Origin of the sequence: Rhodococcus sp. NPDC056743 (assembly GCF_042790355.1) — a bacterium.
Taxonomy (GTDB): domain Bacteria; phylum Actinomycetota; class Actinomycetes; order Mycobacteriales; family Mycobacteriaceae; genus Rhodococcus_F.
On record NZ_JBHTZI010000015.1, the window covers coordinates 19587 to 43532 of the forward strand.

At 60.9% G+C, this 23946-nt stretch carries 18 protein-coding genes; 16 read left to right on the forward strand and 2 right to left on the reverse strand.

Annotated elements, in window-relative coordinates:
• The 11 genes from ACFRFQ_RS28735 to ACFRFQ_RS28785 are packed head-to-tail and all read left to right on the forward strand — an operon-like array spanning position 1 to position 15864.
• Positions 1-2736, forward strand: coding sequence for a magnesium transporter (locus ACFRFQ_RS28735; RefSeq protein WP_378665012.1), 2736 nt, complete (start codon positions 1-3; stop codon positions 2734-2736).
• Positions 2737-2751: 15 nt separating this feature from the next.
• Positions 2752-4728 carry a hypothetical protein gene (locus tag ACFRFQ_RS28740; protein WP_378665013.1) on the forward strand — a complete coding sequence of 659 codons (1977 nt, stop codon included), beginning with the start codon at positions 2752-2754 and terminating at the stop codon, positions 4726-4728.
• Positions 4725-7637 carry a hypothetical protein gene (locus tag ACFRFQ_RS28745; RefSeq protein ID WP_378665014.1) on the forward strand — a complete coding sequence of 971 codons (2913 nt, stop codon included), beginning with the start codon at positions 4725-4727 and terminating at the stop codon, positions 7635-7637. Before ACFRFQ_RS28740 ends, ACFRFQ_RS28745 begins: the two co-directional genes overlap by 4 nt.
• Positions 7637-8644 (forward strand): hypothetical protein, encoded by a 1008-nt coding sequence (locus tag ACFRFQ_RS28750; protein ID WP_378665015.1) that lies wholly within the window; start codon positions 7637-7639, stop codon positions 8642-8644. Before ACFRFQ_RS28745 ends, ACFRFQ_RS28750 begins: the two co-directional genes overlap by 1 nt.
• Positions 8641-9810 carry a hypothetical protein gene (locus ACFRFQ_RS28755; protein ID WP_138872640.1) on the forward strand — a complete coding sequence of 390 codons (1170 nt, stop codon included), beginning with the start codon at positions 8641-8643 and terminating at the stop codon, positions 9808-9810. The genes ACFRFQ_RS28750 and ACFRFQ_RS28755 overlap by 4 nt, the downstream gene beginning before the upstream one ends.
• Positions 9811-9814: 4 nt before the next feature.
• On the forward strand, positions 9815-11173 hold the full coding sequence (locus ACFRFQ_RS28760) for a TerD family protein (RefSeq protein WP_378665016.1): 1359 nt from the start codon (positions 9815-9817) through the stop codon (positions 11171-11173).
• Positions 11170-11784 carry a hypothetical protein gene (locus ACFRFQ_RS28765; protein WP_378665017.1) on the forward strand — a complete coding sequence of 205 codons (615 nt, stop codon included), beginning with the start codon at positions 11170-11172 and terminating at the stop codon, positions 11782-11784. Before ACFRFQ_RS28760 ends, ACFRFQ_RS28765 begins: the two co-directional genes overlap by 4 nt.
• Positions 11785-11821: 37 nt before the next feature.
• Positions 11822-13441 (forward strand): DUF4407 domain-containing protein, encoded by a 1620-nt coding sequence (locus ACFRFQ_RS28770; protein WP_378665018.1) that lies wholly within the window; start codon positions 11822-11824, stop codon positions 13439-13441.
• On the forward strand, positions 13441-14025 hold the full coding sequence (locus ACFRFQ_RS28775) for a hypothetical protein (protein WP_138872644.1): 585 nt from the start codon (positions 13441-13443) through the stop codon (positions 14023-14025). Before ACFRFQ_RS28770 ends, ACFRFQ_RS28775 begins: the two co-directional genes overlap by 1 nt.
• Before the next feature lie 27 nt (positions 14026-14052).
• Positions 14053-15573, forward strand: coding sequence for a hypothetical protein (locus ACFRFQ_RS28780; protein WP_378665019.1), 1521 nt, complete (start codon positions 14053-14055; stop codon positions 15571-15573).
• A gap of 57 nt (positions 15574-15630) precedes the next feature.
• Positions 15631-15864 (forward strand): hypothetical protein, encoded by a 234-nt coding sequence (locus tag ACFRFQ_RS28785; protein ID WP_138872646.1) that lies wholly within the window; start codon positions 15631-15633, stop codon positions 15862-15864.
• Between the two features lie 3 nt (positions 15865-15867).
• On the opposite strand, the gene ACFRFQ_RS28790 is transcribed toward ACFRFQ_RS28785, so the two are convergent.
• Positions 15868-16293, reverse strand: coding sequence for a nuclear transport factor 2 family protein (locus ACFRFQ_RS28790; RefSeq protein WP_378665020.1), 426 nt, complete (start codon positions 16291-16293; stop codon positions 15868-15870).
• 381 nt (positions 16294-16674) lie between these two features.
• On the opposite strand from ACFRFQ_RS28790, the gene ACFRFQ_RS28795 reads away from it, so the two are divergent.
• Genes ACFRFQ_RS28795 through ACFRFQ_RS28815 form a run of 5 tightly spaced genes read left to right on the forward strand, consistent with a single transcriptional unit; the run spans position 16675 to position 22864 of the window.
• On the forward strand, positions 16675-18279 hold the full coding sequence (locus ACFRFQ_RS28795) for an ABC transporter substrate-binding protein (RefSeq protein ID WP_378665021.1): 1605 nt from the start codon (positions 16675-16677) through the stop codon (positions 18277-18279).
• An 8-nt stretch (positions 18280-18287) separates the two neighbouring features.
• Positions 18288-19244: an ABC transporter permease gene (locus ACFRFQ_RS28800; protein WP_378665022.1), complete on the forward strand. Its 957-nt coding sequence runs from the start codon at positions 18288-18290 to the stop codon at positions 19242-19244.
• Complete coding sequence (locus ACFRFQ_RS28805; protein ID WP_378665023.1) at positions 19244-20101, forward strand: ABC transporter permease; 858 nt, start codon at positions 19244-19246, stop codon at positions 20099-20101. Before ACFRFQ_RS28800 ends, ACFRFQ_RS28805 begins: the two co-directional genes overlap by 1 nt.
• Positions 20102-20134: 33 nt before the next feature.
• The gene (locus tag ACFRFQ_RS28810) at positions 20135-21835 is read left to right on the forward strand and encodes a dipeptide ABC transporter ATP-binding protein (RefSeq protein WP_378665024.1); all 1701 of its coding nucleotides are present in this window, start codon (positions 20135-20137) and stop codon (positions 21833-21835) included.
• A 54-nt stretch (positions 21836-21889) separates the two neighbouring features.
• Positions 21890-22864, forward strand: a complete 975-nt coding sequence (locus ACFRFQ_RS28815; protein ID WP_378665025.1) for a TauD/TfdA dioxygenase family protein — start codon at positions 21890-21892, stop codon at positions 22862-22864.
• Between the two features lie 58 nt (positions 22865-22922).
• On the opposite strand, the gene ACFRFQ_RS28820 is transcribed toward ACFRFQ_RS28815, so the two are convergent.
• Complete coding sequence (locus tag ACFRFQ_RS28820; protein ID WP_378665026.1) at positions 22923-23924, reverse strand: MBL fold metallo-hydrolase; 1002 nt, start codon at positions 23922-23924, stop codon at positions 22923-22925.
• Positions 23925-23946 lie beyond the last annotated feature (22 nt).

A 23946-nucleotide genomic window follows, 5' to 3' on the forward strand; every position in this document is an offset into this window, starting at 1 on the left:
ATGAGTGTGTTGACGGTTTTCCTCGCGGCTCCCGGACCGGCTGACGGTGTGCGGGACGTCCTGACCGACCTTTCCTCGGCTGGGTTGCTCGACCCTTTCCTGTGGATCGACGAACGTGACGTGGCCACGGGCTTGCCGGGCGTGAGCGCTACTTCCGTCGACGGGGGCGAGGTGTCCACTGTTGCGCTCCAGAATGTGTTGGCTTCGACCAGGGTCACGCGGGTGCGACTCTGCGTCCTGGTCCCGTTCATCGAGGGGGCTCAGCCCGTTCGCGTCGAATCCGAACGAGCGATTGCGGATATGCTCGTCGCAAATTCGGGTAGCGCACAGTTGGTCCGGCTCCGGACGATCCTGACTCGGGGTGGGGCTTCTGCGCCCGCGTCGGCAGTTCCGGCGCTGGCGGGCTGGCACAATCTCTTGATTGCGCCGGAAGATTCCAACGGCCCTGGTATGGGCCATGTTTCGCTCTCTGCCACCACCGATGCCGTTGTGATAGGGCGAAATGCGGCGCCCGTTGTTGCCGGCGTCGTCGGCTTGTGGTCACACGCTGCGCACGCACCCTTCGACGATCTTCATGTAGTTCCCGGCGACGCGATTCGACTGGTGCGTTCCTTCTACCGTCGGCTCGAAACATCTGGGGCGGAACATGATCTGCGTGAGCAGGTTCTCGATATCGGTGGACCGCTTCCTCTGCCGATCGATGCCGGCGGCAGTGTGGTCTACGTTGAAGACGTTCCACTCGCGACCGGAGCCATGGCACAGAACCTGTGGGTCAAGCATCGTGGAACGCTGATCGGCTCGCGAGTGCCGATGCCGGCTGATGCGGGTTCGCAGGCAATCAGTCTGTGGCAGGCGCTTGTGATGTTCTTCAGCTTCATCGGTTCTGCCCTCCGTAATGCCCCGATGGCCTTTTACAACCGGGTATCGAGAGGTGTTTCGGGCGCTGTGGCGTCGACGCTCAATGCGGCGGTTTTCGGCACGGAATCCTCGGCATACACAATTGTCGTCAACGGAGTCGGACCGGACGGGCGTTCGGTGAAGTGGTCCGAATTCACGGCCGCGTCGCATCAGATGATGACGGCGCTGGATTCGGGAAGTGAGAGCCGCCATCACGCGGCGTCCACCGATCTGTCCAGGCTGTGGAGCGATTACTCCGCGGGCGCACTCACTTTGGCAGATGCCGGGGAGCGTTCGCAGGGACTACCTCCGGTTCAGGTCGGCGCGAATCGAGCGGTGATTCGGATCGCAGGTGACATCGTTCCTGGCAAGGCTCAGCGGTTCACCGACGTCCCGGGAATCATTGCTGCCAGCACGGGCGTCTCCGGACTCGATGCGCATGACGTTCTCGCGATCTCCGATTTCCGGGCTCAGTTGCGTGAACTCGAACAAGACCAAGTCCTGGGGCTGGAAGCGCGCCGAACGGTCGGCGCAGTGGACGCCTGGGGACAGACCATTCGTCGTTCGTACGGTTTTGCGTTCGGCCAGCTTCTCGCTGAAGGAATGCATTCGACACGATCCGAAGTGAGTGCGCTGCTTGGGAAGTTGCGTGCTCATTCGGGGTTCGAAGATCAGTCGGAAGGTATTCGGAACCGCCAGCGAGGACTGGCGCGGTGGGCTCAGATCATCACTCTTCTGGCCGTGCTGATCATCGGAGCCTCGGGTTACCTGACGTACCGCGACGTCATGGTGTGGTGGCACTGCGCCCTGGTTGTCGTTGTGACCATCGTGGTGTGGTTCGCGAGTTTGTTCATCTTGTTCACCCGAAGTCAGCAAGAGTTGTTCCAGATGATCAACCGGCAGCGACGAGCCGCTGGTGAATTGGAGGCGGATCAGGCGAATCTTCGCACGGCACTGCGTGATCTGGATCGGCTGTCTGCCGCGTACCGCCAGCATGTCTCGTGGAGTGCGGCGTTGGGGACTTTCTTGGCGGAGCCGCTCGGAAAGGCACCTCAGCGCTCTGGATCCAGCCGCCAGATCGAATGGGGTCTGCCGCGGTCGGCCGCCATCGGGTCGGCGCGGCCGGAGCCCGGCCGGATTCTGGAGGTAGCGGAGCGGCTGCGCAGCGAATTGTTCACGGTGGGTTGGATGACCGCACCGTGGGACGAATTGACGCGCGCAGCAGGCGAACATGTGGGAGCCTTGGGGCTGGACGTTCGGCAGAGCCCGGAGTTGCTCTACGCAAAGCAGGGTTGGGGATCTGGTTCGGCCCTCGATGTGTGGTCGGACAAACTGGCTGACGGAGAAATCGCCCTCGACGGCGCCGACGTTGTCTGGGAGCGGGCTCTCGCGGAGTTGGGGAACTCCAAGGTTTCGTTGCTCACGGAATTGGTGTCGTCGGTCGAGGTTCGAGACCAGGGACAGTCGCGTGTGTTGACTCTCGACGGTTTCATGGCGGGCGTCGGGGCCGCGGGAGAGATTGCGCAGAGTGGGCACTTCGACAGGACTTTGTTGACCGATCTCGCAGTGACCAGCGGACGTGCGGCAGTGTGTGGTGGCCGAGCGGATCAAGTTCGCCTCGGACTGGGATTGCTTTCGGTAACCACTCAATTCAGTGAAGGCCTTGCGCGCGAGGAACTTCAGTTCGGTGGCGAAAAATCGCCGATCGAAGACGAGCGGTCGTTCGAGATTCCGGTATCGCCGGACGCCGGCGCCCTCGACGGTTTCGGAAAGCATTCTTCGGTGGCACCCGTTTCCGACCCATTCCGTGCGCCGTCCATCGACGGCATGAACTTCTGAAAGAGACGTTGAGCGATGAGCGCACAGGTACTCGAGGCACTTCAGCAATGGCGATCGGGCGCGATTGCCGCCGACCAACTGCAGATCGGCGTGATCAAGGACGCGCATCTCACGCAGATTGCGCGGTCGAATCGTCGAACGAGCTCAGAAATCGAATCGATGTTGCCGCGCACGGCCAAGCCGATGGCCGGGCACATTGCGAATGTCATTGCCGGACTTGGTGAGACGAGTTCGGATCCGGCCACGCCGAGAACAACTGCTGCCGACGATGTGGTTGTCGAGGCTGTGGCGGTTTCGCAGTCACCGATTGCGGCAAATCTGGTGGATCTGAGTACCGACGATTTCTGCGAGTTCGACTATTCGACGGACGGAAACAGCGACACGAAGCTGGCGGCGAAGAAGTCACAGGGTGGCCACCGCATCGAGTGGGAAGCGTACGCTGCCGCCTCCGACTCTGTTGTCCTCTATCGGGTCGTCTCCAGCGAGGAACACCCGGCATACAAGCCTGAGGCTGGTGAGCTACTCGGCGTCACGACGGATACGTCGTTGCTGGATCTGCGTGGGCCGAGCTCGGCAGTGCGATTCGTCCAGGTGTGGTGCCACGTCGGGCGAACTGTCGACAATGCGGCTTCTGAACAGCCAATTCTCCTCGGCACCGCTCAAATCATCAGTCCCGTAGTCGATCTGGCGATCTCCGAGGACGAAGGCACCGTGATCGGCCGGTGGGACACCTGGCCCGGGGTCAAGGTCGTCCGCGTGATGCGGTTGGCGATAGCGGGTGGTCCAGGCGCCGGAGGTCCGGTTCGAATCCATCCCGACGACGACAATCTCGGCGGTTTCGTGGATTCGACAGCCGAGCGCGGTCAACGCTATCTCTACCGTGCGATCTGCGAGGTGCCGGTAGGCAACGGAACCGAACTGTCGCCGGCAGTCGAATCAGTCGTGCAAGTCTCAGTTGTTCTGTCTCCGGTACACGATCTGTCGGTGGATACGTACGGTGACGCAGATGAGCCACGATTCGACCTGCGGTGGACAAGTCCTCCGGTGGGCAAGGTTGTCATCTACCGGACGGAAAGCGGCCCGAAACCCGGTATCGAGGAGTCGATTCTGGCGGAAGGCGCGTTGGAAGCGTCTGGCGGACTGCCGAGTGATGCCCGCCTGATTCATCCGATCAAGGGCGCTCAGACGGGGAGCTGCCTGATGGCGGGGGTGTCCTGGCCACGCGGGTGGACACGCGCCTACTTCACACCGGTAACAACACTCGACAACACGGTTCAGGTCGGGAAGACGGTCTCTGCTACCCGTCCGCTTGGCGCTGTTCGGCATCTGCGGGTTGTCGAGCGCTGCGCAGAACAACTTCTCACGTTCGCCTGGCCGGACGGCGCAGCTGCCATCGAGGTATACGTCAGCACACGCGACATGGATTCGGCGAGTGCATTGGCTCAGCCTGCGGGGCACGAGATTTCGAGGAGCAAATACGAGCGAGACGGTGGGCTGCATTTCCCGGCGCAGTTGCCGGCCATCGGTTGCTCGGTGCATGTGGTCCCCGTGTCGTACACCGCCGGAGCAAAAGTACTTGGCGCTCCGAGCGTCGTGGATTATCCGGGATTGTTGCGTGTTCAGTACGACGTCGAGTTGCGTAACGCGGGTTCCACCGTCGACATCACTCTTGCGCCGGAACGCGATACGAACGGTTCCCCGCCTTTTGTGTTGGTGTACAACGCCCATCGTCTGCCTCTGAGCTCGACGGACGGAACGGCAGTGGATGTGTGGTCGGCTGGATCCGAAGCCAACGGACGTTCGAAGCAGTTTCAGCCGCACCAGCTCAGTCGAGCAGATCGGGCAGCGACGTGGAGCGCTGATATCAGGGGACTCTACGGATACATCCGTCTGTTCGCCGACCTCCGCCCGAGCCATCGAAGCACCTTTGCCCTGATCGATCCGTCTGTCGAGAAGCTCTGGGTTGACGGCAGAGATGGGCAGGCAGGATGAGTAGTGACTTCTTCTCCGGGAGTGATTTTCCGACGGTAGTCATCGCACGCGCGGACATTGCCGCGCCTCGGTACGGTCAGTTGACGTACACGTCGTTCGACCGGCCAAGCGTCGGACGCGGGCAAGCGCTCGGCGGCTGGCAGGTGAAAGATCTCGCAGGCGATCTGGACGAAAACGAGCAGGAGGTCGTGCGCGCGGGCGTCAACACTCGGCTAGAGACAGTTGTTGCGCCGCCGCAGTTTCCAACGCAAGAACAGATCGATTCACGGCCACGTCGGCTGCATTACGGACCTCTGCCGGCAGGCGCCGTTGCGTATTGGCATTCCACACCGGCCGGTTCAGATGCTTCGGGTCGCCCAGGCAACGTGTTCGTCCACGCACTCGTGGACCGAACGCCGGATCTTCCGCCATTGCGTCGACCGATTTCCCTGTGGCACTCGACCGGGTGGCTGACGCCGTACGGGGCCGATGTGGTTGCCGGTTCGACACTGCGCGCTACCGCGGATTTTCCCGAGGGCAAATCGGTGGCACTGTCGCAGATCGTGAACTTCGTCCTCGATCCCGAGGTCTGGAGGATCGGTGTGTTGTGTGTTCTCCTCGATGCGGTCAATCACGCAATGCACCACGGCGGCACGGTGATTCTCGGGGTCGAAGATCCTGACCGCGGCGCACAGTGGATCGGCGCGGTGAGTGCGCTGATGCCATCGTCGGCGGCATCCCACTTCTACTTCTCTACCTACGAACGTAGACCCAGCGCGGAGGATATCGACGCGCTGAATGCGCATGTGGTGTGCGTGCCGGTCGAGGATCTGGCCGACTTGGAACTGCCGGAGAATACGGTTGTGCTCAGCGAAGTCGAAACCCCGTCCCTCGGTGAATTGGGTTCCGCCGACGGATCGAATTCTGAATCGCATCGAACCGAGCGCAATGCCGAGGTCCAGGTATCGGAATGGTCGGTTCTGGCTCAGACGGTTCTCCTCGATGCTGAGACCGCACTCGGTGCGTTGGGGAAGCTCGACGAGATTGCGAAAACCGATCCCGTGCGGGGCGCCGAAATCGCTTGGCCTCTTGCTGCGCTCGTGTCCGAGAACAACAGTTTCAGTGATGCACACATCGAAGCGCGACGAGTGCTCGACGGTGCCCCCAAGCCACTGCGACGGATTCAGCTGCCGGAACCGGCGGCGGCGCTAGCAGTATCCGTTGCTCGCGCACCCGGGCATGTACCTGGGGCGACGGAGTCGGGAGAACCGAATCTGCACAATATTCTTGCGATGCCGATCTCCACTTCTGTCGAGATCGACGCGCGGTGGACTGCGTTCCTGCGTTTTGTCCGAAACAATCCGGGCTGGTCGATGGGATCCGGCACCCAACTCAAGTTGTTCGGCAACTTCGAATCGCAACCCTCTCGGCGGCTTTTGGAGGATGTTCAGAAGACAGCGGAAGATTTCTTCGACCGCCTCGAGGGCAAGGATTCACCGGCTGAATCGGATACACCATTCCTCGTCGAGGTCGAGATACTTCGGTTTGCAGATCTGATCATGCACTCCGGCCTCGTGGATGACGCGATCGTCAACGTCGTGCAGAAACTTGTCGACCTGGCGGTAGTGCCACTTCTCTTGGACGATTCCGTGGCACCGCAGTTCGTGCGCGATGTTTTGTCGGTCGAGGCTCCGCTGAGGGCGCTGCTCCGGAGCTGCATTACCGATGGCACGGGTGCGGCGTACTTCGTCAGTCGCCCGCTGGGTAGGCGTGTGCCCAAGGCGGTCATCGAATGGATGCTGCTTGTCGACGACCTTCCCACCGACGGAAGTATCCGGGAGAACGCGGAGGTAGTGGCAGAGTCCAGCGTCGCACTGGCTTCTGATCTGGTGCTTCGGAGGCTCGACAATTCTGATGAGCATGATCTGAACGGGTGGGGACAGTTTGTGCCGCAGGCGTTGTGGCGGGTTTTGTGGGAGGCGCACAACGGCGGATTTGTGGTCGGCGATGCGAGCAAGGTTCTCACCTCGACGCACTTACCGGACGAAGATCTCGAAGAATTGGTTTGGCGCTTTCCCGGCATCATACCGCCGAGATTTCTTCAACGAATAGTTCTGTCACACACAGGTGATCAAGGTTCGGTCGATCTTGCTCTGTCTGCGGCTCATGTGCTGACGACCCAAGCCGATACGCGCCGCGACGGCAGCGTGATTGTGACGCCTCCCAATCAGCGCAAGGATGACTGTGCCGTGGCGTGGGCACGGTTGCGCTCAACAGGCCGGTGGGCAGAGTTCGGTGCCGAGTTGCAGTTCGAGGTAACTCGGATGCGACCCGCTCTCGTCGACTTTTGCCGAATGAACGCTGCTGAGATTGCTGCGCTGACCGGCGACATGGTCGATCGAATGATGTTGTTACTCTTCGCTTCCAGGTGGTCTCGGGACAGATACGCTGCGCCATTTGTTCCGTTTGTAGGTGCCGCTCAGGTGGATGCTTTGAGGCGGTCAGTCCTCGGATCGAGTGGCTATGTCAGTGCCAATATCACCGAACTGATTACCTCGCGGATCATCGATCGTGAGTGGCTCCTGGCAACAGTCATGCTCATGACGAGCGGCGCGCCGGGGAGTAAGCGGCGCAAAGCTGATGTGCTGACCCGTGTAGGTCTCGGTTCTGACGATGGGAACGGTCTTCTGGAATCTGTGGCCGGGAAATCGCTGTCGGATCTCCAGGGCTTCGACCGAGAGGGTCCGTCTCCGATCGCCGACATGTTCCGCGACGAAATACGGCGTCGGCGCTTCGTGGATTCACAGGCCGTGATCGATCAGTATCGGCCGCACGCCTGGAGTTGGTTGGATCATCTCGCGGCGGCAGCATACGAATCGAAGGAAAATCAAATGTTGTCCAAACTCTGGATTGGAAAGAGGAAGCGCTGATGCCCGCTTATGTGCTCGATGGAGCTGGGAGAGTAGATCTTCCGCGCCGACCGTTGGCCGTCAGCGCCGACGCCGGTGGGGTGGGCGTCGAGCTGTCCGCGTCAACGCAGTCCGGTCAGTCGACGGGCGCTGTGCATCCCCGTCCTGGTCTGATGATTCTTCCGCGAATCGCGGACGTGACCACTGTGTCCGCGAGGCCTGCTGATGGGCAGATCGCGTTTCCTCAAGGCACGGTCCTGCGCGTCACGATCGGGGTCGACAGTCAGAACGATCTGGACCCCGATCGAGCGGAGCTTCGCCCGATGGATGTGTCGGGACTGCACCGTGCCGATTTGGCGACGATCACGCTGGGCGCCGAATCGCTCGAGATCGCGGCGCGCAGAACCGAAGTCGATGTCGCGCTCGGAGAGTTGGCATCGCTGGCTCGCTCGAGTGCCCGCGGAATCCTGCGTACCGATCGGCTTCGCGACGCACAGTGCTACTCGGTCGCCATCGATATCGACAGTTCCATGTCGATGGTGCATCGATTCGACGACTCGAGTGTCGCAACAGTCGCAGATCTGCTGGCCGGGGTGTCCACGGTGCTCGGCGATGCCACACCAACCGTGTCGGTGCTCGGCGCACGATCGACGCTCGTACCGGAATGTGCGCTGCGGGATTTGAAGGCTGCGGTACAGGGCGTTCTGGACTCCGCATCGATGGGTGTGGGCTTTCAGTCGGTTCCGTCCGTACCGGCAGCTGCCGCGTCGAGGCATATCGTCTACACGATCACCGACTCGGTGCCGGCCGATTTCTCTGCAGAAGTGCCGGATTCGTCGTCGACTATTCGTCATTTGGTACTGCTGTCGGAGGTGGTACCGGCATCGATTCCGGCGGGCACCTACTGCGCAGTGATCTCGCCGCGCTCGGTCGAAACTCTCACGTCCGACCCGAGTGAACTGTCGCGGATCATTTCGCAGCTACTGTCTCCTGTTATGTCCGATTCGACCACCGGTGGTTTCTCGTGAGCAAGTGCCCACGCTGCTTCGTCAGCTTGACCCCCGATCACTTTGCCTGGACCCAAGCGTCGGGTACGACCACCGAGGCTGATCCTGTCGCGAGCGCTTACCACGGTGGTCAGGTGCTCTCGCGCAAGATCATCGAGTTGCGCCGACCGGTGGATGCACACGCGGGCTGGGCACCGCCGCCGCAACACGCAGAACTCGAACTGGGTGGACCCGTTCGCGAAGTGTGCCCGACCTGCCATTACGTCCTTGTGGACGGTTGGCGCAACGCACAGGTCACCTGCATCGCCATGGCGGGAGCGCGGGCCACGGGTAAGACCGTGTACATCGCGGTGTTGATCAAGCAGTTGCAATTGCTGGGTGAGAGTTGGGGTGCTGTGGTCGAACCCTTCGACAGCACCACTGAGGCGACGTACCGGGACCACTACGAGACCCCGCTGTACGAGGCCCGGGGAATCCTCGAGGCGACACCCGCAGCGCACACCGGCAATCCTTATCAGCGTGAACCTTTGATCTTCAGTCTCGGTCATTGGAACAACGTCTCGCAGATCCTCGTAATCCGCGACGTCGCCGGTGAGGACTTGGAGAACCCGGAAAACGCACGTGCTCCGTGGTTGCAGTTCTTTGCGCACGCAGACGGCGTGCTCTTCATGTTCGATCCGCTCAAAGTCGAATCGGTCACCAACCAACTGCACGATCTGGTGCCCACGCAGGAACGAGTCGGCGGAGATCCCCGAACAGTGCTGCGCACGGTCCTCGGCATCATCGGCTTGGGAACACCCAACCTCGCCATAATCTTGTCCAAATTTGATGCACTGCAGTCACTTCAGAGCGTCGAGGGAAGCGATTGGAGTCGGATCATGTCGAACCCCGGCGCCGCGTTCTCCCGAGATTTCAGTTTGCGATCGGCGCCGTATCACGACGGTGATGGTCAGCTTCTCAACCAAGAAGTCCGCAGCCTCCTCAAGAAGCTTGATGCCACGCCGATGGTGATGTCGGTAGACCAGCCGCACACCGGACGCCCGCTGTCCAACCGATACTTCGCGGTATCGGCATTGGGTGAATCCCCGGTCGGGGATCGCTTGCACGCCAGTGGGATCACGCCCTTCAGATGTCTCGATCCGGTTCGTTGGGTGCTTGCGACCCGCGGCGTGTGGCACTGGCAGTGACGTCATGACTCACTCGGTTCCGGAAGCGGGTAGGGAAGCTCGAGCAGAGATCCTCGATTTCCTGCTCGAATCAGGCACCTGGAGAACAGGATTGCTCAGTCTGCTCCTCGATGCGGTAAGTGCAGCAGTCGAGGGGGGTCCTGTAGTCGTTCTGGGAGTAGCGGACGAGCGTGTGGGTCGGCTATGGGTCGGCGCGGTGTCCATGTTGTGCGCACCCAGCTCCGCAGAGGCAATCCGGTGCCGGCACGCCGATGGCCGCGAAGAGGTTCGCGACGGTGCACACCTGATCACGGTATCCACGGCGAATCTGTATCTGTGGGCGGGATCCGATGGTGTTGTGATCGGAGAGGACGACAACTGCAGTCTGGGGGAGATGTCGATCGACCCACATCAGACCGAACGAGGAACGTCTGTCGCCGTAACGCATTGGTCGCTCTTGGCTGAGGCGGTACTCGTTGATTCTGAGACAGCGCTCGCGGCGTTCGAACTTCAGGAGTCGATAGACAGGAAATTTGCGGCCGATACGCTGCATCGGTTGTGGCCCTTGGCGATGACAGTGGCGTCGACGCCGGAGATGCACGAGTCGATGAGCACTGCGGCAGAAGTTATCCGAGAGCACTCACCCTGGGCGCTTGTCGAGCAGACCGAACTTTTCAACCTTGCGGTGGGTGCCGTCGCCGGCGGTTGCGGCCGCGATGCGGCTGTAGCGTGGCGTGATCGCCTGACCGCGGGACCTACTCCTGAGCCTGCGGTTCACGTGCCCGACCCGTTGATCCGGTTGCCGGAACCAGTGCAAGCACCCACCCCGAATCCTGCTGTGGCTCAGCCGGAAATTCGGACCTTGCTGATGGGTGAAGCCGCAGATCTCTCCGCCGACACTGTGCGATTGGGGTGCTCTGTGTCGTGGACGCAACCGGGGTCGAGTCCGTTGGAGGTTGATCTTGTGGCCTTCCTTCTCGACGAGAGCCGCACGGTCAGCACCGACGAGGATTTTGTCTTCTACAATTCCCCGGTGGGAGGCGGAGGTGCGGTTGCGCTGTCCGTGCTGACGCCCGAGGCGCAGCGTGTGGACATTGATTTCGGAGCGTTGGCGCCGCGGTACCACCGAGTGGCCTTGGGAATCGTCATCACCGGGGCCGGGTCGTTCAGCCAGCTGAACCCGCTGCGAATAGTTCTGACCGACAACGAAGTTCCGGTCGCCGATTCGATCTGTACGCATGGCACCACTGAACAGGCGATGATCGTGGGCGAGTTCTACATTCGGGCAGGCCGTTGGCGGGCACGATCAGTCTGGCAGGGGTATGACGGTGGCCTCGCGGAGTTGGCGACGTCGTACGGCGTTGTCGTGGACGGCCCCGGGTGATCGATTCTGCTACCCGCCGCACTGCCTACGTACGTGGTCAATTGACTGATCCTTACTCGGCGTCGCTGTTGGTGGTGACGATGATGCCGGTTCTGTCGGCGATAGCGTTCGGTTCGATCCTGTGGCGACCTCTCGGGTATGTCGTCGCAGTTGCCTCACTCTTCTATGTACAGAGATTGCATCGCTGGATTGGTTCCGGATTGCAACGCATCGGTCCGGGAGCGTCGACGAGCAGGATGTACCGCGCTACAACCTATTTGGTGATCGTTCTTCTGGCTGCGATGCTGTCCATTCCAGTCGTGCAAGTCTTCTTTCGCGGTGATCTCGCGGCAATGGCCGCGCCGACCACTGTTGCGGAGATGACCGACGGGTGGCAGGGCGCCACGACACCGGATGCGATTTACGGTTCCACACCGACCCGGCCGTCGTACGCACCCTGTCAGTTCGTTCAAGAATGGACCGGACTGACGGTGGCGAACTCGTGCTATTCGGCAGTGGGGTACGTGCGGATGTGGCAGATGCCCACCGCGTTGCCGATGTTGTGTTCTCTCACCATGATTTACATCCTCTTCCCCCTTACGCTGGCCAGATTCGGTCGGTTGAACAAGTAGCCTTCGACTTCCCTCGAAGGCATTGAAATGGATCGGTATGACGAAGAAGTATTATCTTGCGCGCTTGGCGGGCTCACGCGTCGATGTTCTGGAGAGACTTCCAGGCTCGGTCGCCAAGCAGACGGCCATGGGATCGGTGCTGTTGACGACAGCCGGATTCGCCACCATTTCAGCTGCCTATGCGTTGACGATCACTGGTATCGCCACAGGATGGACAGCTCTTGCGGGCGGAATGGTGTGGGGGCTGGCGATTCTCAACCTCGACCGTCTGCTCGTAATCGGGCTTTCGCACGAGAAGCGCATCGGGCGCAGCGTGATGCTCGCGATTCCTCGAGTAGTGTTGGCGATAGTCATCGGCTTTGTCATCTCGACTCCGTTGATGCTCAAGGTATTCGAAACCGAAATCGAAACTCAGCTCAATCGCAACATCATTGCGTCACAAGAGCAATTGAGGACGGACCTCAAGGATTCGACATTGAGTTCAGACCTGACCGAGGCGGAAGCCGAGTTGGCGCAGATGCGTGCGTTGATCAACGCCGGCCCCACGGCCGACCCGGCTGCCAACCCGGAAGTTGGACTGGTCCAGGCCGAAATCGAGAAACTCGAGGCAACGGCAGCGAAGCAGAAAGCTGATTACGACGCGGCCCGGACGAGGGCCCTGGAAGAAGAAGAGGGTACTGCCGGAACGGGAGTGCCTGGTTGTGCGGCGCTTTGTGTCGAGAAGAAGCGACTTGCGTCCGACGCCGAGAAGCTGTGGCAGGAAACAGTCGAGCAGATCGGGGCGAAGGAAGTCGAAAAGGCCTCGGTCGTCGCCACACTCAAGGATGTCCTGCTGCAGGAGAGTGAGAAGGCCGTCGCCGACGCCGAACGTGATCTACCGGCGGTCGAGCAGAACGTCGAGACGCTGCGCACCCAGGTCGACAGCGCCCAGAACGGGTCGTATGCGCTCGAACAGGCAAACAAGGGAATCATCGCCAGGCTCAAAGCACTCAACGATCTCTCCGGCAGCGACGGCACCGCGGGTATGGCGCACATGGCGGTTTCGGTGCTGTTCATGTTGATCGAATTGCTTCCGGTGCTCTTCAAAGTCATGTCCAACGCCGGTACCCGCACGCCGTACGACGAGTTGGTCGAAGCCTTCGAAGAGGAAGAGAAGCGCGATGCGACGGAAGAAATCGATACCCGCAAACGGGTGTCGGAGTTCCGCCGAGATGCCGAGTTCGAAGCCGAGCAGGACCGCATCAGCAAGCAGCAGGAAACAGTACTCAAGGTCAACGAGACAGTAGTTGCGCACCAAGCTGAGGTCGTCGACGAGGCACTCGAACAATGGAGTCGGCATGCAAAGCGTGTGTCGACCGAACGGCTACGTGACTGGGAACGTGGTTTGATCGGCGAGGCTCGATTGAGCCCCGAAAGCGGGGCGAGTGACGTGGAAACCCGTCGGTCGGAGCAATCACCGTCGGCGAGGTCGTCAGCACCAGGTGTGGTGTTGGACAAGCCGCGCAACCCGGTCACGGCTCCGTATATCGGTGGAGGGTATCCGCAGAGTCCCGCGACAGGCGGCGCGCCCGCCGGCCCGTTGCCGCATTGGATGTCCGAGACGACCTGGGCCGACGGTCCGGCTTCACACCTACAGCCGCCCGAGTCGATGCAGTAATGAGCATCGAACTCGAGATCGAGGGGATTGTCCGCTCGCACATCGACGTTCGTGTTGTGGTCGACGACGGCGCGAAAGAGCTGGCTCGCGGCCTTGTCGAACAGTTGACGCACTGGATAGCCGACGAGTGTGCACGTCGCCCGATTCTTTCGGACCTGTTTGCTGTCAGCGTCACACACGTCGGTGGGCATGTGTCCTTCAACAGTCTGGTCAACTGCGCCCACGGCAAGAAGGGTAGGCCTTTCCTGGAACGACCTTCTCGAACCGTGGTGTCGGTGGTTGTCGGCTCGGCTCCCGCCGTTCTCAGCCAACGCGGCAACGCTGAAATCTCCACGGCACCTGCGATGTTGGTGTGGTTGATCGGGGATGATGCGGCGTCGGCGTTGCTGACGGTGCATGGTCGGATAGGGCCGAGAGATCGAAGGACAGTCGCTGACAACTCGTTGACTCCGGAGCTTTTTGTCTCTGTCTGTCAGATACTGGTGCGAGGAATACTCGAACGGCCGGGTGAGTGGTGCGGCGAATTGATCGGAAGCGCTGCTGTGAGCGCAGCGATGCGAGGTGTGGGATATGCGGTGTCGTGATTGCTCTAGTTTTCTGGTGGGTCGGGTATGAGTGTTGATGTCACGAGACTGAGCATCCTCCGCAATGTTGAATCGCCGGAGGGTTTTCCGGCGTTCGAGGTGAAGTCTCCGAAGGGAGTCGGACGTGGTTTCCGCTGTCTCTTCCGCGAGTTCGAGAACGCGAGCGACGGTGTCGTCGCGAATGTGCGCTGGTTGATCGATTTTCGTGTGAACCTGACGCCGGGGGAGCGTTCTACGCTCGACGCGTCTTTTCTGTGGCCACTCGAACTTGTCGAGTCGAGCGGTGTCGCCGTGGGGTACCTGACTGCCGTGGTCCCGGGACGCTTCGAAGAGCAAGTGCAGACACCCTATTCGGGCCGTGTGACGGTAGCTCGAACTCTGGACTGGTTGAACAATCCCGCCCACGCGAAAGATGCGGGTGCATCGGTGATTGTCGAACCCGATGACATCATCGTGCGCTCGGCCTACTGTGCTCAGATCGCGCGCGCGACGGCCTTCCTCCATTCTCGAGGTGTTGTGTTCGGCGACATCGGGCCGCTGCGCGTGGTCACGAGCGATTCACCCATCGACGTGGTCATGATCGGTTCCGAGTTCATGCACGCCGTCGACTCTCCGTGGCCCGGACCCGGAGTGCATTCGCCGGGTATGACGCCACCGGAATGCATTGGCGAGGAGAGAGTTCAAGATGTAGGCACTGATCTCTTCAAACTGTCGTTGATATTTCGCGACGTACTTGGTGCTGCTCCTGAGCAGACTTCGCAGTCGTCACCGTTGTCGGCGTTGGTCGGACGTGTAGACCACTGCGGAATTGAGATGTTCGAACGAGGACTGGGGTCGGATCCTGGCGCGCGCCCGTCGGCCGTCGAGTGGTACGCGTATCTGTACTCGCAGACCATCGCGCATTCGGCTCCACCTGTGATCGAGATGTTCGGTGCGGATCCCGAACACGGGATTCGTCATCAATCCATCGAATTCACCTGGAGTGTTCAGGGTCACCGGAGGCTTAAGCTCGAAACTCCGTGGGGTGAGGTTCAAGAACTCGACATCAGCGCGTCGAGGCACAGGTTGACGTTGAGGCAGTCTGGGCAATTCCGTCTGATCGCATCAAATCCGAGTGGAACCACCGAGCGGCCCAGCGACATCGTGTATGCCTTCGACCCACCCGCTGTCCGATTCGTCGAAGTTCCCGAGCTGGGTGGGGTTGCACAGGCCATAACCGGTCTGGATTCGACGGTGTTGTCCGATCGAGTGGTGCAAGGCGCCGAGTTCAATTGGCTTTACGGCAATTTCGACGCACTGGCGATGCCGGAGTTGCCACCGCTACCGGAGCTCCCGCAGTTTGATTCTCCGGGTGTTCCACTGCAACAGATTGATTGGACGGGGCTGACTTCGATCGTCAACGACGCGATGCGTGCCGCCGATACCGAAGTGCGTCATGGAGCAACCGGCCGAGGGAACATTGTGGCTAAGGCAGGAACGCTTTTCGCCCGCGTGCGACTACGCGCCGATACGTTGACCAGCGGCCTTTTCCGATCGCGAACTCGGTGAGTAGGGCATGAGTATTCGGGTACCCCGAAAAGGTCTGCAAGTGTGGAGGAGGAAGCCATGCGTGTGAAAAGCCTGGTCGGGGCAGGCGCCGTGGCAGTTGCTCTGGTTGCTGGTCCCGTTGCCCAAGCGTCCGCGGAAGGCTCTGCGGCTCCGGGCTCCGACAGCCTGCCGGACACCCTGACCTGCGAAAGTGTCTTCGACGCTTTGGAGGATCAGAGCCCGGAGTGGACAGAGGAGGGGATCGACCAAGTCGAAGACTGGTGTGAGTCGATCACCGGTGAAGAGGACTGATCGTCAGCCGCGCGCGATGATGCGCCGTGACAGTCGCCAGCGGCCGTCTTCCAGTTCGAACTCGTCGGCGTAACTTCCGACGCCACTGAGACGAGGCGTCGTGGCGGTGTCGACGTAAAACGTCCACACCGCTTCAGCACGGGCTGTTGTGTCCGACGTGACCTCGACGGCGATTGCGGTGGTGACGTGGCGGGTGAAGGTGCCCGGACCCTGAATGCCTGCGGTGCGGCGTTCGCGCACGCCGGCAGCGATTTCCTCGCGTCCGCGCCGGACCTGTAGGGGCAACCCTCGGTCCGGGTTGGGCGGCATCGTCCATTCGGCTTGCCGAGTGAATTGTTCGACGTAATCGTCGACGGTTCCCGTATCGGCGAGGTGGGCGATCCGCGCAAGTGTGGTTCGGATCTGTTCGGCCGGGCTTTCGGGCTGCATCTGTCTCCTTGGCATCAGGGTGGGATTTCCGGACGCTACCGCGATGAGCAGGGAATAGTAGGTCCGGTCTCGTTGAGCGGACGTGAGATTGGTGAGTTCGGATCACCGTGAGTCCAACTATTTCCCCAACATGAGGGGAAATGATTAAGTGTGTTCACGAAGGCAAGTGCCTTGAATCTGACCGGAAGGTTTACCGTGTCCGTCCCTCTGCGATGTCTGCGCTGACTTCTTCAGCGCCACACCGGCTGGTGTAGCTCTCATTACCCGCTGAACTGATCCGAAGTTCGGGTTCTTCGAGGCCACCAGGACGACCACTTTCCCTTTTGCGTGCCGCGCTCAGCGCGCGTTGCTCCGCACCCTCATACGAAGGACTTCACCTCCGTGAACTCGTCATTTCCGACGGCCGGGCTCGATCGCCGTGCCTTTTTCCGTGGCAGCGCTATTGCCGCACTCGCAATTCTAGGTACTGGCTCGCTGGCAGCGTGCTCCTCGGCCGTTGGTGAACAGCGTTCTGATGCAGATGAATCGGTGGATCCGGTGCGAGGCGGCACGCTCACGCTGGCAATTCCGGACGATGTCACCCCGTCTGCTCTCTTGACCAGTACGACAATTGCCGGCAACACCATCTCCGGCCTTGTCTTCGAGACGTTGACCCGCTATCCACTCGATTCCGTAGTGCCGCAACCTCTTCTCGCCAAGGACTGGAAGCTCTCGGACGACGGTCTGACGTTGACGCTGAATCTGCGCGACGATGTCACCTTCCACAGTGGTCGCCCGTTCACCTCTGCGGATGCGGAGTTTTCGCTGCGTACGTACGCCGATCCCAAGTTCTCCGCGCAGCTGCGCAGCACAGCGGCTGCGATCAGCGGCTACGATTCCTCTGATCCGAACAAGCTGGTGCTGACACTCGCGCACCGAACCGGCAACATCTTCGACCTGCTGGATCTGGCGCCGATCTTCGACTCGGAGACCTTCGACAAGGCAGTCACCGGTGAATCCTTTATCGGGACAGGACCGTTCGTCTTCACCTCGCGCACTCCGAACAGTTCGATCTCCTTCGATCGCAATCCGAACTACTGGGTTGCGGAACGCCCCTTTCTCGACCGCGTCGAGGCTCGTATCGTGCCCGATTCACAAGCGCGTCTGACGTCTCTCAAGTCGGGTCAGGTTGCGCTCGTATCGCCGGGGGCGCTGACGTTCCGTGATTCGCAGACAGTCGGCAAGACAGATGGTTTCGAGACCACAGCGCTCGACGGGGCGGAACTGCAAACTTATATCGGCGCGAACGTGACGGCTGAGGGATTGACCGACGTGCGAACCCGGAAAGCCGTGGCATATGCCATCGACCGCGAACGCATCATGAGTGAGGTGTACCGCGACGCCGGCTACGCCGTGAATCTGCCGTGGCCGAAGTCGTCGCCCGCCTACGACGCAGCCAAGAACTCGACCTATGCGCGTGATGTTGCCAAGGCCAGGGCGTTGGTGCGTGAGGTCGGGACGCTTCCGACTATTCCGTTGACGTACACCGGAGCCAGTCCGGACTTCGAAGCAGCAGCGCAGATCGTGCAGGCAAATCTTGCGGAGGCGGGAATTCGAGTCGAGTTGGATCCAGTCGAGGCGACAGTCTTCTTCAAGCAGTTGATCGGCGCCGAATTCAAGGGACTGTGGCTGACCAGTCACACATTTGCGCAGTATGTTCCGTCGACCCTGACCGTCAGTGCCTACCCGTTTAACGCCGCACACAATGCGTCGAAGTTCAGTTCGCCGGCATACTCCGCTGCCGCCGACGCGGCATGGCAGCAGCCGGAAGGTTCGAGCGACGCCGCCAAGAAGCTGTACGCGGACCTCAGCACACAACTGTTGGACGAGTTGTTCCTGATCGAGATCGGTGTGGTGGTTCAACAGGTATCAGCTGCTTCCACTGTGCGAGATCTTTCATGGACCAAGGGCCGTCAGCCGCAGTTCGCCAACACTTTCCTGGCTTAGGGGAGAACATGTTTCGCTATGTCCTTGGCCGACTACCGTCGGCGGTGGTGGTTCTCTTTCTTGCGTCGTTGTTGATTTTCTCGGTAATGCGACTGGTTCCCGGTGATCCGGCCTTGGCGCTGGCGGGTCCGGATGCCACACCGGAATCGATTGAGGCGATTCGTCATTCGCTTGGGCTCGACCAGTCGATCCCGGCTCAGTACCTGTCGTGGATCGGCGACGTCCTGACGTTGGATCTGGGTCGGTCGTTTGTCCTGGGCGGTCAGATTTCGGACCTCGTCCTGGCGGGATTGGGAAATACCGCGGTGCTCGCCGGTAGCGCGTTGCTGCTGGCGGTAGTGCTGAGCCTGATTCTCAGTGTCGCCGTGGTGGTCTGGCCGAAGAAGTGGCTGACCAGTGTGGTGAACGTGCTCAATACGCTTTCTGTTGCGCTGCCCAATTTTGTGACAGGTGTTCTACTGGTCTTGGTGTTTGCGGTGCTGATTCCGGTGCTGCCTTCCGGTGGTGTTCCTCCGGGTGGATACCTGGCTCGTCCCGACATCACGCTTCAGTACCTGGTGCTGCCGTCGCTGTGCTTGGCTCTGCCGGTCACAGCCGCTCTGACCAGATTTCTCTCGGAGGCCCTGCGCACCGAAATGGCGCAGCAGTATGTGATCACCGCTCAGGCTGCCGGAGTTACACGCTGGAACCTGGTGACTCGTAGCGCTTTACGCAATGCGCTGCCGACCATGTTGACTGTCCTCGGAATTCAGACCGGGCATCTACTTGGTGGTGCCGTGCTGGTCGAGGCCATCTTTGCCTGGCCGGGAATCGGTCAACTGATTCAGCAGGGAATTGGCCGGCGCGACTACCCGGTGGTGCAGGTTCTCCTTCTGCTCTCGGTCACGATCTTCGTGCTGATTCAGTTGCTGACAGACATCGTCCACGCCTACCTTGATCCGCGTATCCGCATTGGAGGGCAGTAATGACTGTCGTTGATCAACTGCAGGACGCGCCGTCGACGCGGCGCTCGCGTCCGGTGCGCGATGCTCTGACTCACGGCCAGGGGCTTGCAGGCGTCCTGATCGTGCTCGTCATCGCAGCGGCAGGTATTGCAGCACCATTGCTGACGAGTTACGGCCCCAACGAACAGATTGAGGGTGCAAACCTGTTGGGCGCCAGCGCACAACACTGGTTCGGCACAGATCAGGTGAACCGCGACGTCTTCACACGATCGCTGTACGGTATCCGCATCAATCTCGTCATCGTGCTTGTCGCGGTGCCATTGGGTGCGATCATCGGTTCGCTTGCCGGCTTGATCTCGAGCATCAATCCTGTTGCCGATGTCATCGCTCAACGAATCTTCGATGTGATCCTTGCCTTCCCGCTGCTGATTCTCGCGATCACGCTGGTAGCGATTACCGGTCCCGGTGTAACGCCGGTTATCGCCGTGATCGTGGCCGCGGAGATCCCCATGTTCGGGCGTCTCGTGCGTACCAGTGTGCTCAAGGTTCGCGAGCTGCCGTTCGTGGAATCCGCCGAAGTGATCGGGGCCGGCCGTTGGTGGGTACTGCGTAAGCATGTGCTGCCCAACGTCGTCGAACCGTTGGGTGTGCAGATCGCCCTGTCGATGTCGGTGGCCGTATTTGCGGAAAGTGCGATGAGCTTCCTGGGAATCGGTGTACGACCGCCGGATCCGTCATTGGGGTCCATCATCTCCGATGCCATTCCCAATCTCGACGCCAATCCCGCCTATGCCGTCGGACCGTTGATCATCGTCTCCGCCTTGGTCTTGAGCTTTCTCCTGATCGCCCAGGCGCTCGGCAAAGCTCGTCGGATCTGACACTGCCTAACTACCACTTTCAAGGACATAAACATGAACGCAGTAGAGCAGCAGGCGGTTCTCGCCATCGAGGATCTGGTGATCCAGTTCGGTACGGCGGATTCCCGACGTGAATCGACCACCGTTGTCGACCACGTGACTCTCGAAGTGGGGCAAGGTGAAATTCTGGCCCTGGTTGGAGAATCCGGATCAGGTAAGTCGCTGACGGCGCGCGCAGTCCTCGGCCTGCTGCCGGAAGGGGCGCAGGCGAGCGGGTCGATCGAACTCGGTGGCCAGCAGGTTCTGGGAGCTGACGAGGCCACACTGAACAAGCTGCGTGGCACCCGGGCCGCGATGGTGTTCCAGGAGCCGCAGACCGCACTCAACCCCGTCCAGAAGGTGGGGTGGCAGATCGCTCAGGTCCTGCGGGCGCACGGCAAGATATCCCGGGCCGACGCTCGGGCCCGCGCCGTGGAATTGCTACGGATGGTGGAGATTCCGGAACCGGAGCGTCGGGTCGATTGGTATCCGCATCAGCTCTCCGGCGGTCAGAAACAGCGCGTAGTTATTGCGCTGGCGTTGTCAGGCTCTCCGGATCTGCTGATCGCCGACGAGCCGACCACTGCGCTCGATGTGACAGTGCAGGCCGAAATTCTGCAGTTGCTCCGGGATCTGCGCGATCGGTCGGGGACCGCGATTCTGCTGATCACGCACAACATGGGCGTCGTCGCTGATATCGCCGACCGCGTGCTCGTGATGAAATCCGGTCAAGTGGTGGAGCAGCAGTCCGTCTTCGATCTGTTTGCGTCACCGCGGGCGAGCTACACCCAGGCTCTGCTGGCTGCGGTCCCACGGCTGCCGGAAGCCGAGCACGCTCAACCGGCAGTCGCACTGGTCGATGATCTCGAACGCTCACTCGCCGAGCCGATTCTCCAGTTCGACGACGTGTCGATCGTGTACCCGGCTCGTCTGGGCAACAAGGCGTTTCGGGCTGTTGATCAGGTGAGTCTGAGTGTGCGGCCAGGTGAAGTAGTCGGGCTGGTCGGCGAATCAGGTTCGGGGAAAACCACTCTCGGTCGCAGCGCGCTGGGCGTCATTCGGGCGAGCAGTGGCACTGTGAGCTTTGACGGAACCGATCTGGGGACGATATCTGCGGCCAATCTGAGGGGGCTGCGCAAGGGTATGGCGCTGATCCACCAGGATCCGGCGGCGTCACTCGATCCCCGGCGGACTGTCGGACAGAGCATCGGCGAACCCTTAGAGGTACACCGCTTTGCTACCGGCGCCCTGCTCCGGAACAAGGTCGAAGAGTTGCTCGAATCGGTCCGCTTGCCTCGATCGTTTGCACACCGGGCGCCCGGGGAACTGTCTGGTGGTCAACGTCAACGGGTGGCGCTTGCGCGGGCACTTGCACTCGGACCACGGCTATTGGTTGCCGACGAGCCGACCAGCGCGCTCGACGTTTCAGTTCAAGCTGACGTTCTTTCACTTTTTGCCGACCTACGAGAGGAATACAAATTCGCATGCCTGTTCATCAGCCACGATTTGGCCGTCGTCCATCAGGTGGCCGACCGGGTAGCGGTGCTGCGCAGTGGGGAATTGGTCGAAGAGGGCCCCGCTGCGGAGGTATTCAGCTCACCGCGCCAGGAGTACACGAGGAAATTGGTTGCGGCGGTGCCGCTTCCGGATCCGCTGCGCCAGCGTCAAGGGCGGGATTCTGTACCAGTGGAGCCAAGCCTGACTGTTGCTGTCTGACCGATCCGCACGTACGACACTCACACTTTCACTCTGACTCCACAGGAGAATTTCATGTCTATCACCGAACTCGACCGCGCCGTACTTACCCCTGAAGAAATCTATGCAGCCGGTGGAATCACGGTCCACAAGGTGGGCGAATTGATCGGCGCACGTATCGACGGAGTCCACCTCTCGGGCGACCTGTCTCCGGAGACTGCGTATGCAATCAACTACGCACTTGCCGCCCACAAGGTTGTGTTCTTCCGCGGACAGCAGCACCTCGACGACGTGTCGCAATACGAATTTGCCGGCACGCTCGGCACGCAGACCACGACCCACCCGACACTCAAGTCCGCGGACAACAAGTTGCTGGTTCTCGACGGTGCCGCCAGCAGCTGGCACACCGACGTGACATTCATCGACCGCATCCCGAAAGCATCGATCCTGCGCCCCACCACGATTCCCGAGTACGGCGGAGCAACCACCTGGGCATCCACCACGGCGGCCTACAACCAGTTGCCGCATTCACTGAAGGTTCTGGTGGAGAATCTGCGTGCTGTGCACACCAATGCCTACGACTACGCCGAGATCGTGGACAAGGTGCAGCAGGGCAACGCGCAGCGTGTGACCAACTACGGTGAGTTCACTCGCGAGATCTACGAGACGGAGCATCCGGTGGTGCGCATCCACCCGGCAACGGGGGAGAAGACCTTGCTTCTCGGGCACTTCGTCAAGGAGTTCGTCGGTCTCAAGCCGTCGGAGTCGGTTGCTCTGTACCAGCTGCTGCAGGCCCGAATCATCAAGTTGGAAAACACGGTTCGTTGGGCCTGGGAAGCGGGAGATCTGGCGATCTGGGACAACCAGGCTACTCAGCACTACGGTGTCTCCGATTACGGAACTCAGGCGCGCAGTGTGCACCGAGTGACGTTGGCCGGCGACGTACCGGTGGACGTCCACGGCGAGTCCAGCCGCATCATCAAGGGCGACGCGTCCGAGTTCTCGATCGTCGCGGACATCGAGCGGCTCCCCGGGTTTGCCGCCAACTGATCACGTTTGTTCGAAATAGGGTCAGGGCCGACTGTGCTGTCGGCCCTGACCTTTTCCATCAGTACGTACGGGCGAACAGCGCCGGTTCGGTGTCGGACACCTGCGTAACCTGCTCGCGCGCAACCAGATGACGCAAATGTGCCGCGCCCTCGGACAGTGCCATGGTCTTGCCCATCGGGGAGATATCGGACCACGGCTTGTACCACTTCATATGTGCCGCAACATCCCACACGGTCAACTTCTGATCGCCGAATGCCTCGAGTAGGTGATCCAGACGCTCCTCGTGATGCTCGATCAGCTCGCCCGCTCGGCCACCCACGCTGTCGATGGGGATGCCGTGCGCGCCGAGTCCGCGGGTGATGTCCATGGTCTGGACGCGTCGTAGTGACGCGAAGAAATCAGCCAGGGCATCGCGTTCCTCGAGGGGGTACGTAAAGTTGCCGACGTGCGGGGTTGTCTTCTGCAGGACGTGGTCACCGGTGAACATGACGTTTGCGTCTTCGAGATAGAAGCAGACGTGCCCGGGGGTGTGACCAGGGGTGTAGACGACGCGAAGTCCGCGACCGGTGAGATTGATGATCTCGTTGTCCGACAGGATCCTGTCGGGAGCAGAGTCCGCGCTCGTCGGCGGGTTCCCGTCGGCTGCCTGCCGAAATGCGTCGCGATCAGCTTCCGGGGCTCCGGCCTTGGCCATGTTGGCCAGCTGGTGGGTCATCCATTCTTCGCCCTTGCTGCTGGCCATCTTGTTGAAGAGGTCGTGATCGTCCTCGTGCATCGCGATCCAGGCACCAGAGGCTTCACGCACGCGTCCGCACAGCCCGGTGTGATCGGGATGGAAATGGGTCACTACAACGCCTTCGATATCGGTGACCGAATGACCGATCTCCGCCAACCCGGCATTGAGGCCCTGCCAGCCGTTGTCGTCGTCCCAACCGGCATCGACCAGGATCAGGCCGTTCGGGGACTCCATCGCGTACACCAGCGTTGCGCCGAGTGGGTTGTCGGTGATGGGGACCGGAATCTGGAATATGCCATCTCCGATGGCAGCTGCACCGTTCATCTTTAGTACCTCGTTACCGATT

Coding starts and splice junctions, on each gene's coding strand:
- ACFRFQ_RS28735 (WP_378665012.1), top strand. CDS start 1: ATGAGTGTGTTGACGGTTTTCCTCGCGGCTCCCGGACCGGCTGACGGT.
- ACFRFQ_RS28740 (WP_378665013.1), top strand. CDS start 2,752: ATGAGCGCACAGGTACTCGAGGCACTTCAGCAATGGCGATCGGGCGCG.
- ACFRFQ_RS28745 (WP_378665014.1), top strand. CDS start 4,725: ATGAGTAGTGACTTCTTCTCCGGGAGTGATTTTCCGACGGTAGTCATC.
- ACFRFQ_RS28750 (WP_378665015.1), top strand. CDS start 7,637: ATGCCCGCTTATGTGCTCGATGGAGCTGGGAGAGTAGATCTTCCGCGC.
- ACFRFQ_RS28760 (WP_378665016.1), top strand. CDS start 9,815: ATGACTCACTCGGTTCCGGAAGCGGGTAGGGAAGCTCGAGCAGAGATC.
- ACFRFQ_RS28770 (WP_378665018.1), top strand. CDS start 11,822: ATGACGAAGAAGTATTATCTTGCGCGCTTGGCGGGCTCACGCGTCGAT.
- ACFRFQ_RS28775 (WP_138872644.1), top strand. CDS start 13,441: ATGAGCATCGAACTCGAGATCGAGGGGATTGTCCGCTCGCACATCGAC.
- ACFRFQ_RS28780 (WP_378665019.1), top strand. CDS start 14,053: ATGAGTGTTGATGTCACGAGACTGAGCATCCTCCGCAATGTTGAATCG.
- ACFRFQ_RS28785 (WP_138872646.1), top strand. CDS start 15,631: ATGCGTGTGAAAAGCCTGGTCGGGGCAGGCGCCGTGGCAGTTGCTCTG.
- ACFRFQ_RS28790 (WP_378665020.1), bottom strand. CDS start 16,293: ATGCAGCCCGAAAGCCCGGCCGAACAGATCCGAACCACACTTGCGCGG.
- ACFRFQ_RS28800 (WP_378665022.1), top strand. CDS start 18,288: ATGTTTCGCTATGTCCTTGGCCGACTACCGTCGGCGGTGGTGGTTCTC.
- ACFRFQ_RS28805 (WP_378665023.1), top strand. CDS start 19,244: ATGACTGTCGTTGATCAACTGCAGGACGCGCCGTCGACGCGGCGCTCG.
- ACFRFQ_RS28810 (WP_378665024.1), top strand. CDS start 20,135: ATGAACGCAGTAGAGCAGCAGGCGGTTCTCGCCATCGAGGATCTGGTG.
- ACFRFQ_RS28815 (WP_378665025.1), top strand. CDS start 21,890: ATGTCTATCACCGAACTCGACCGCGCCGTACTTACCCCTGAAGAAATC.
- ACFRFQ_RS28820 (WP_378665026.1), bottom strand. CDS start 23,924: ATGAACGGTGCAGCTGCCATCGGAGATGGCATATTCCAGATTCCGGTC.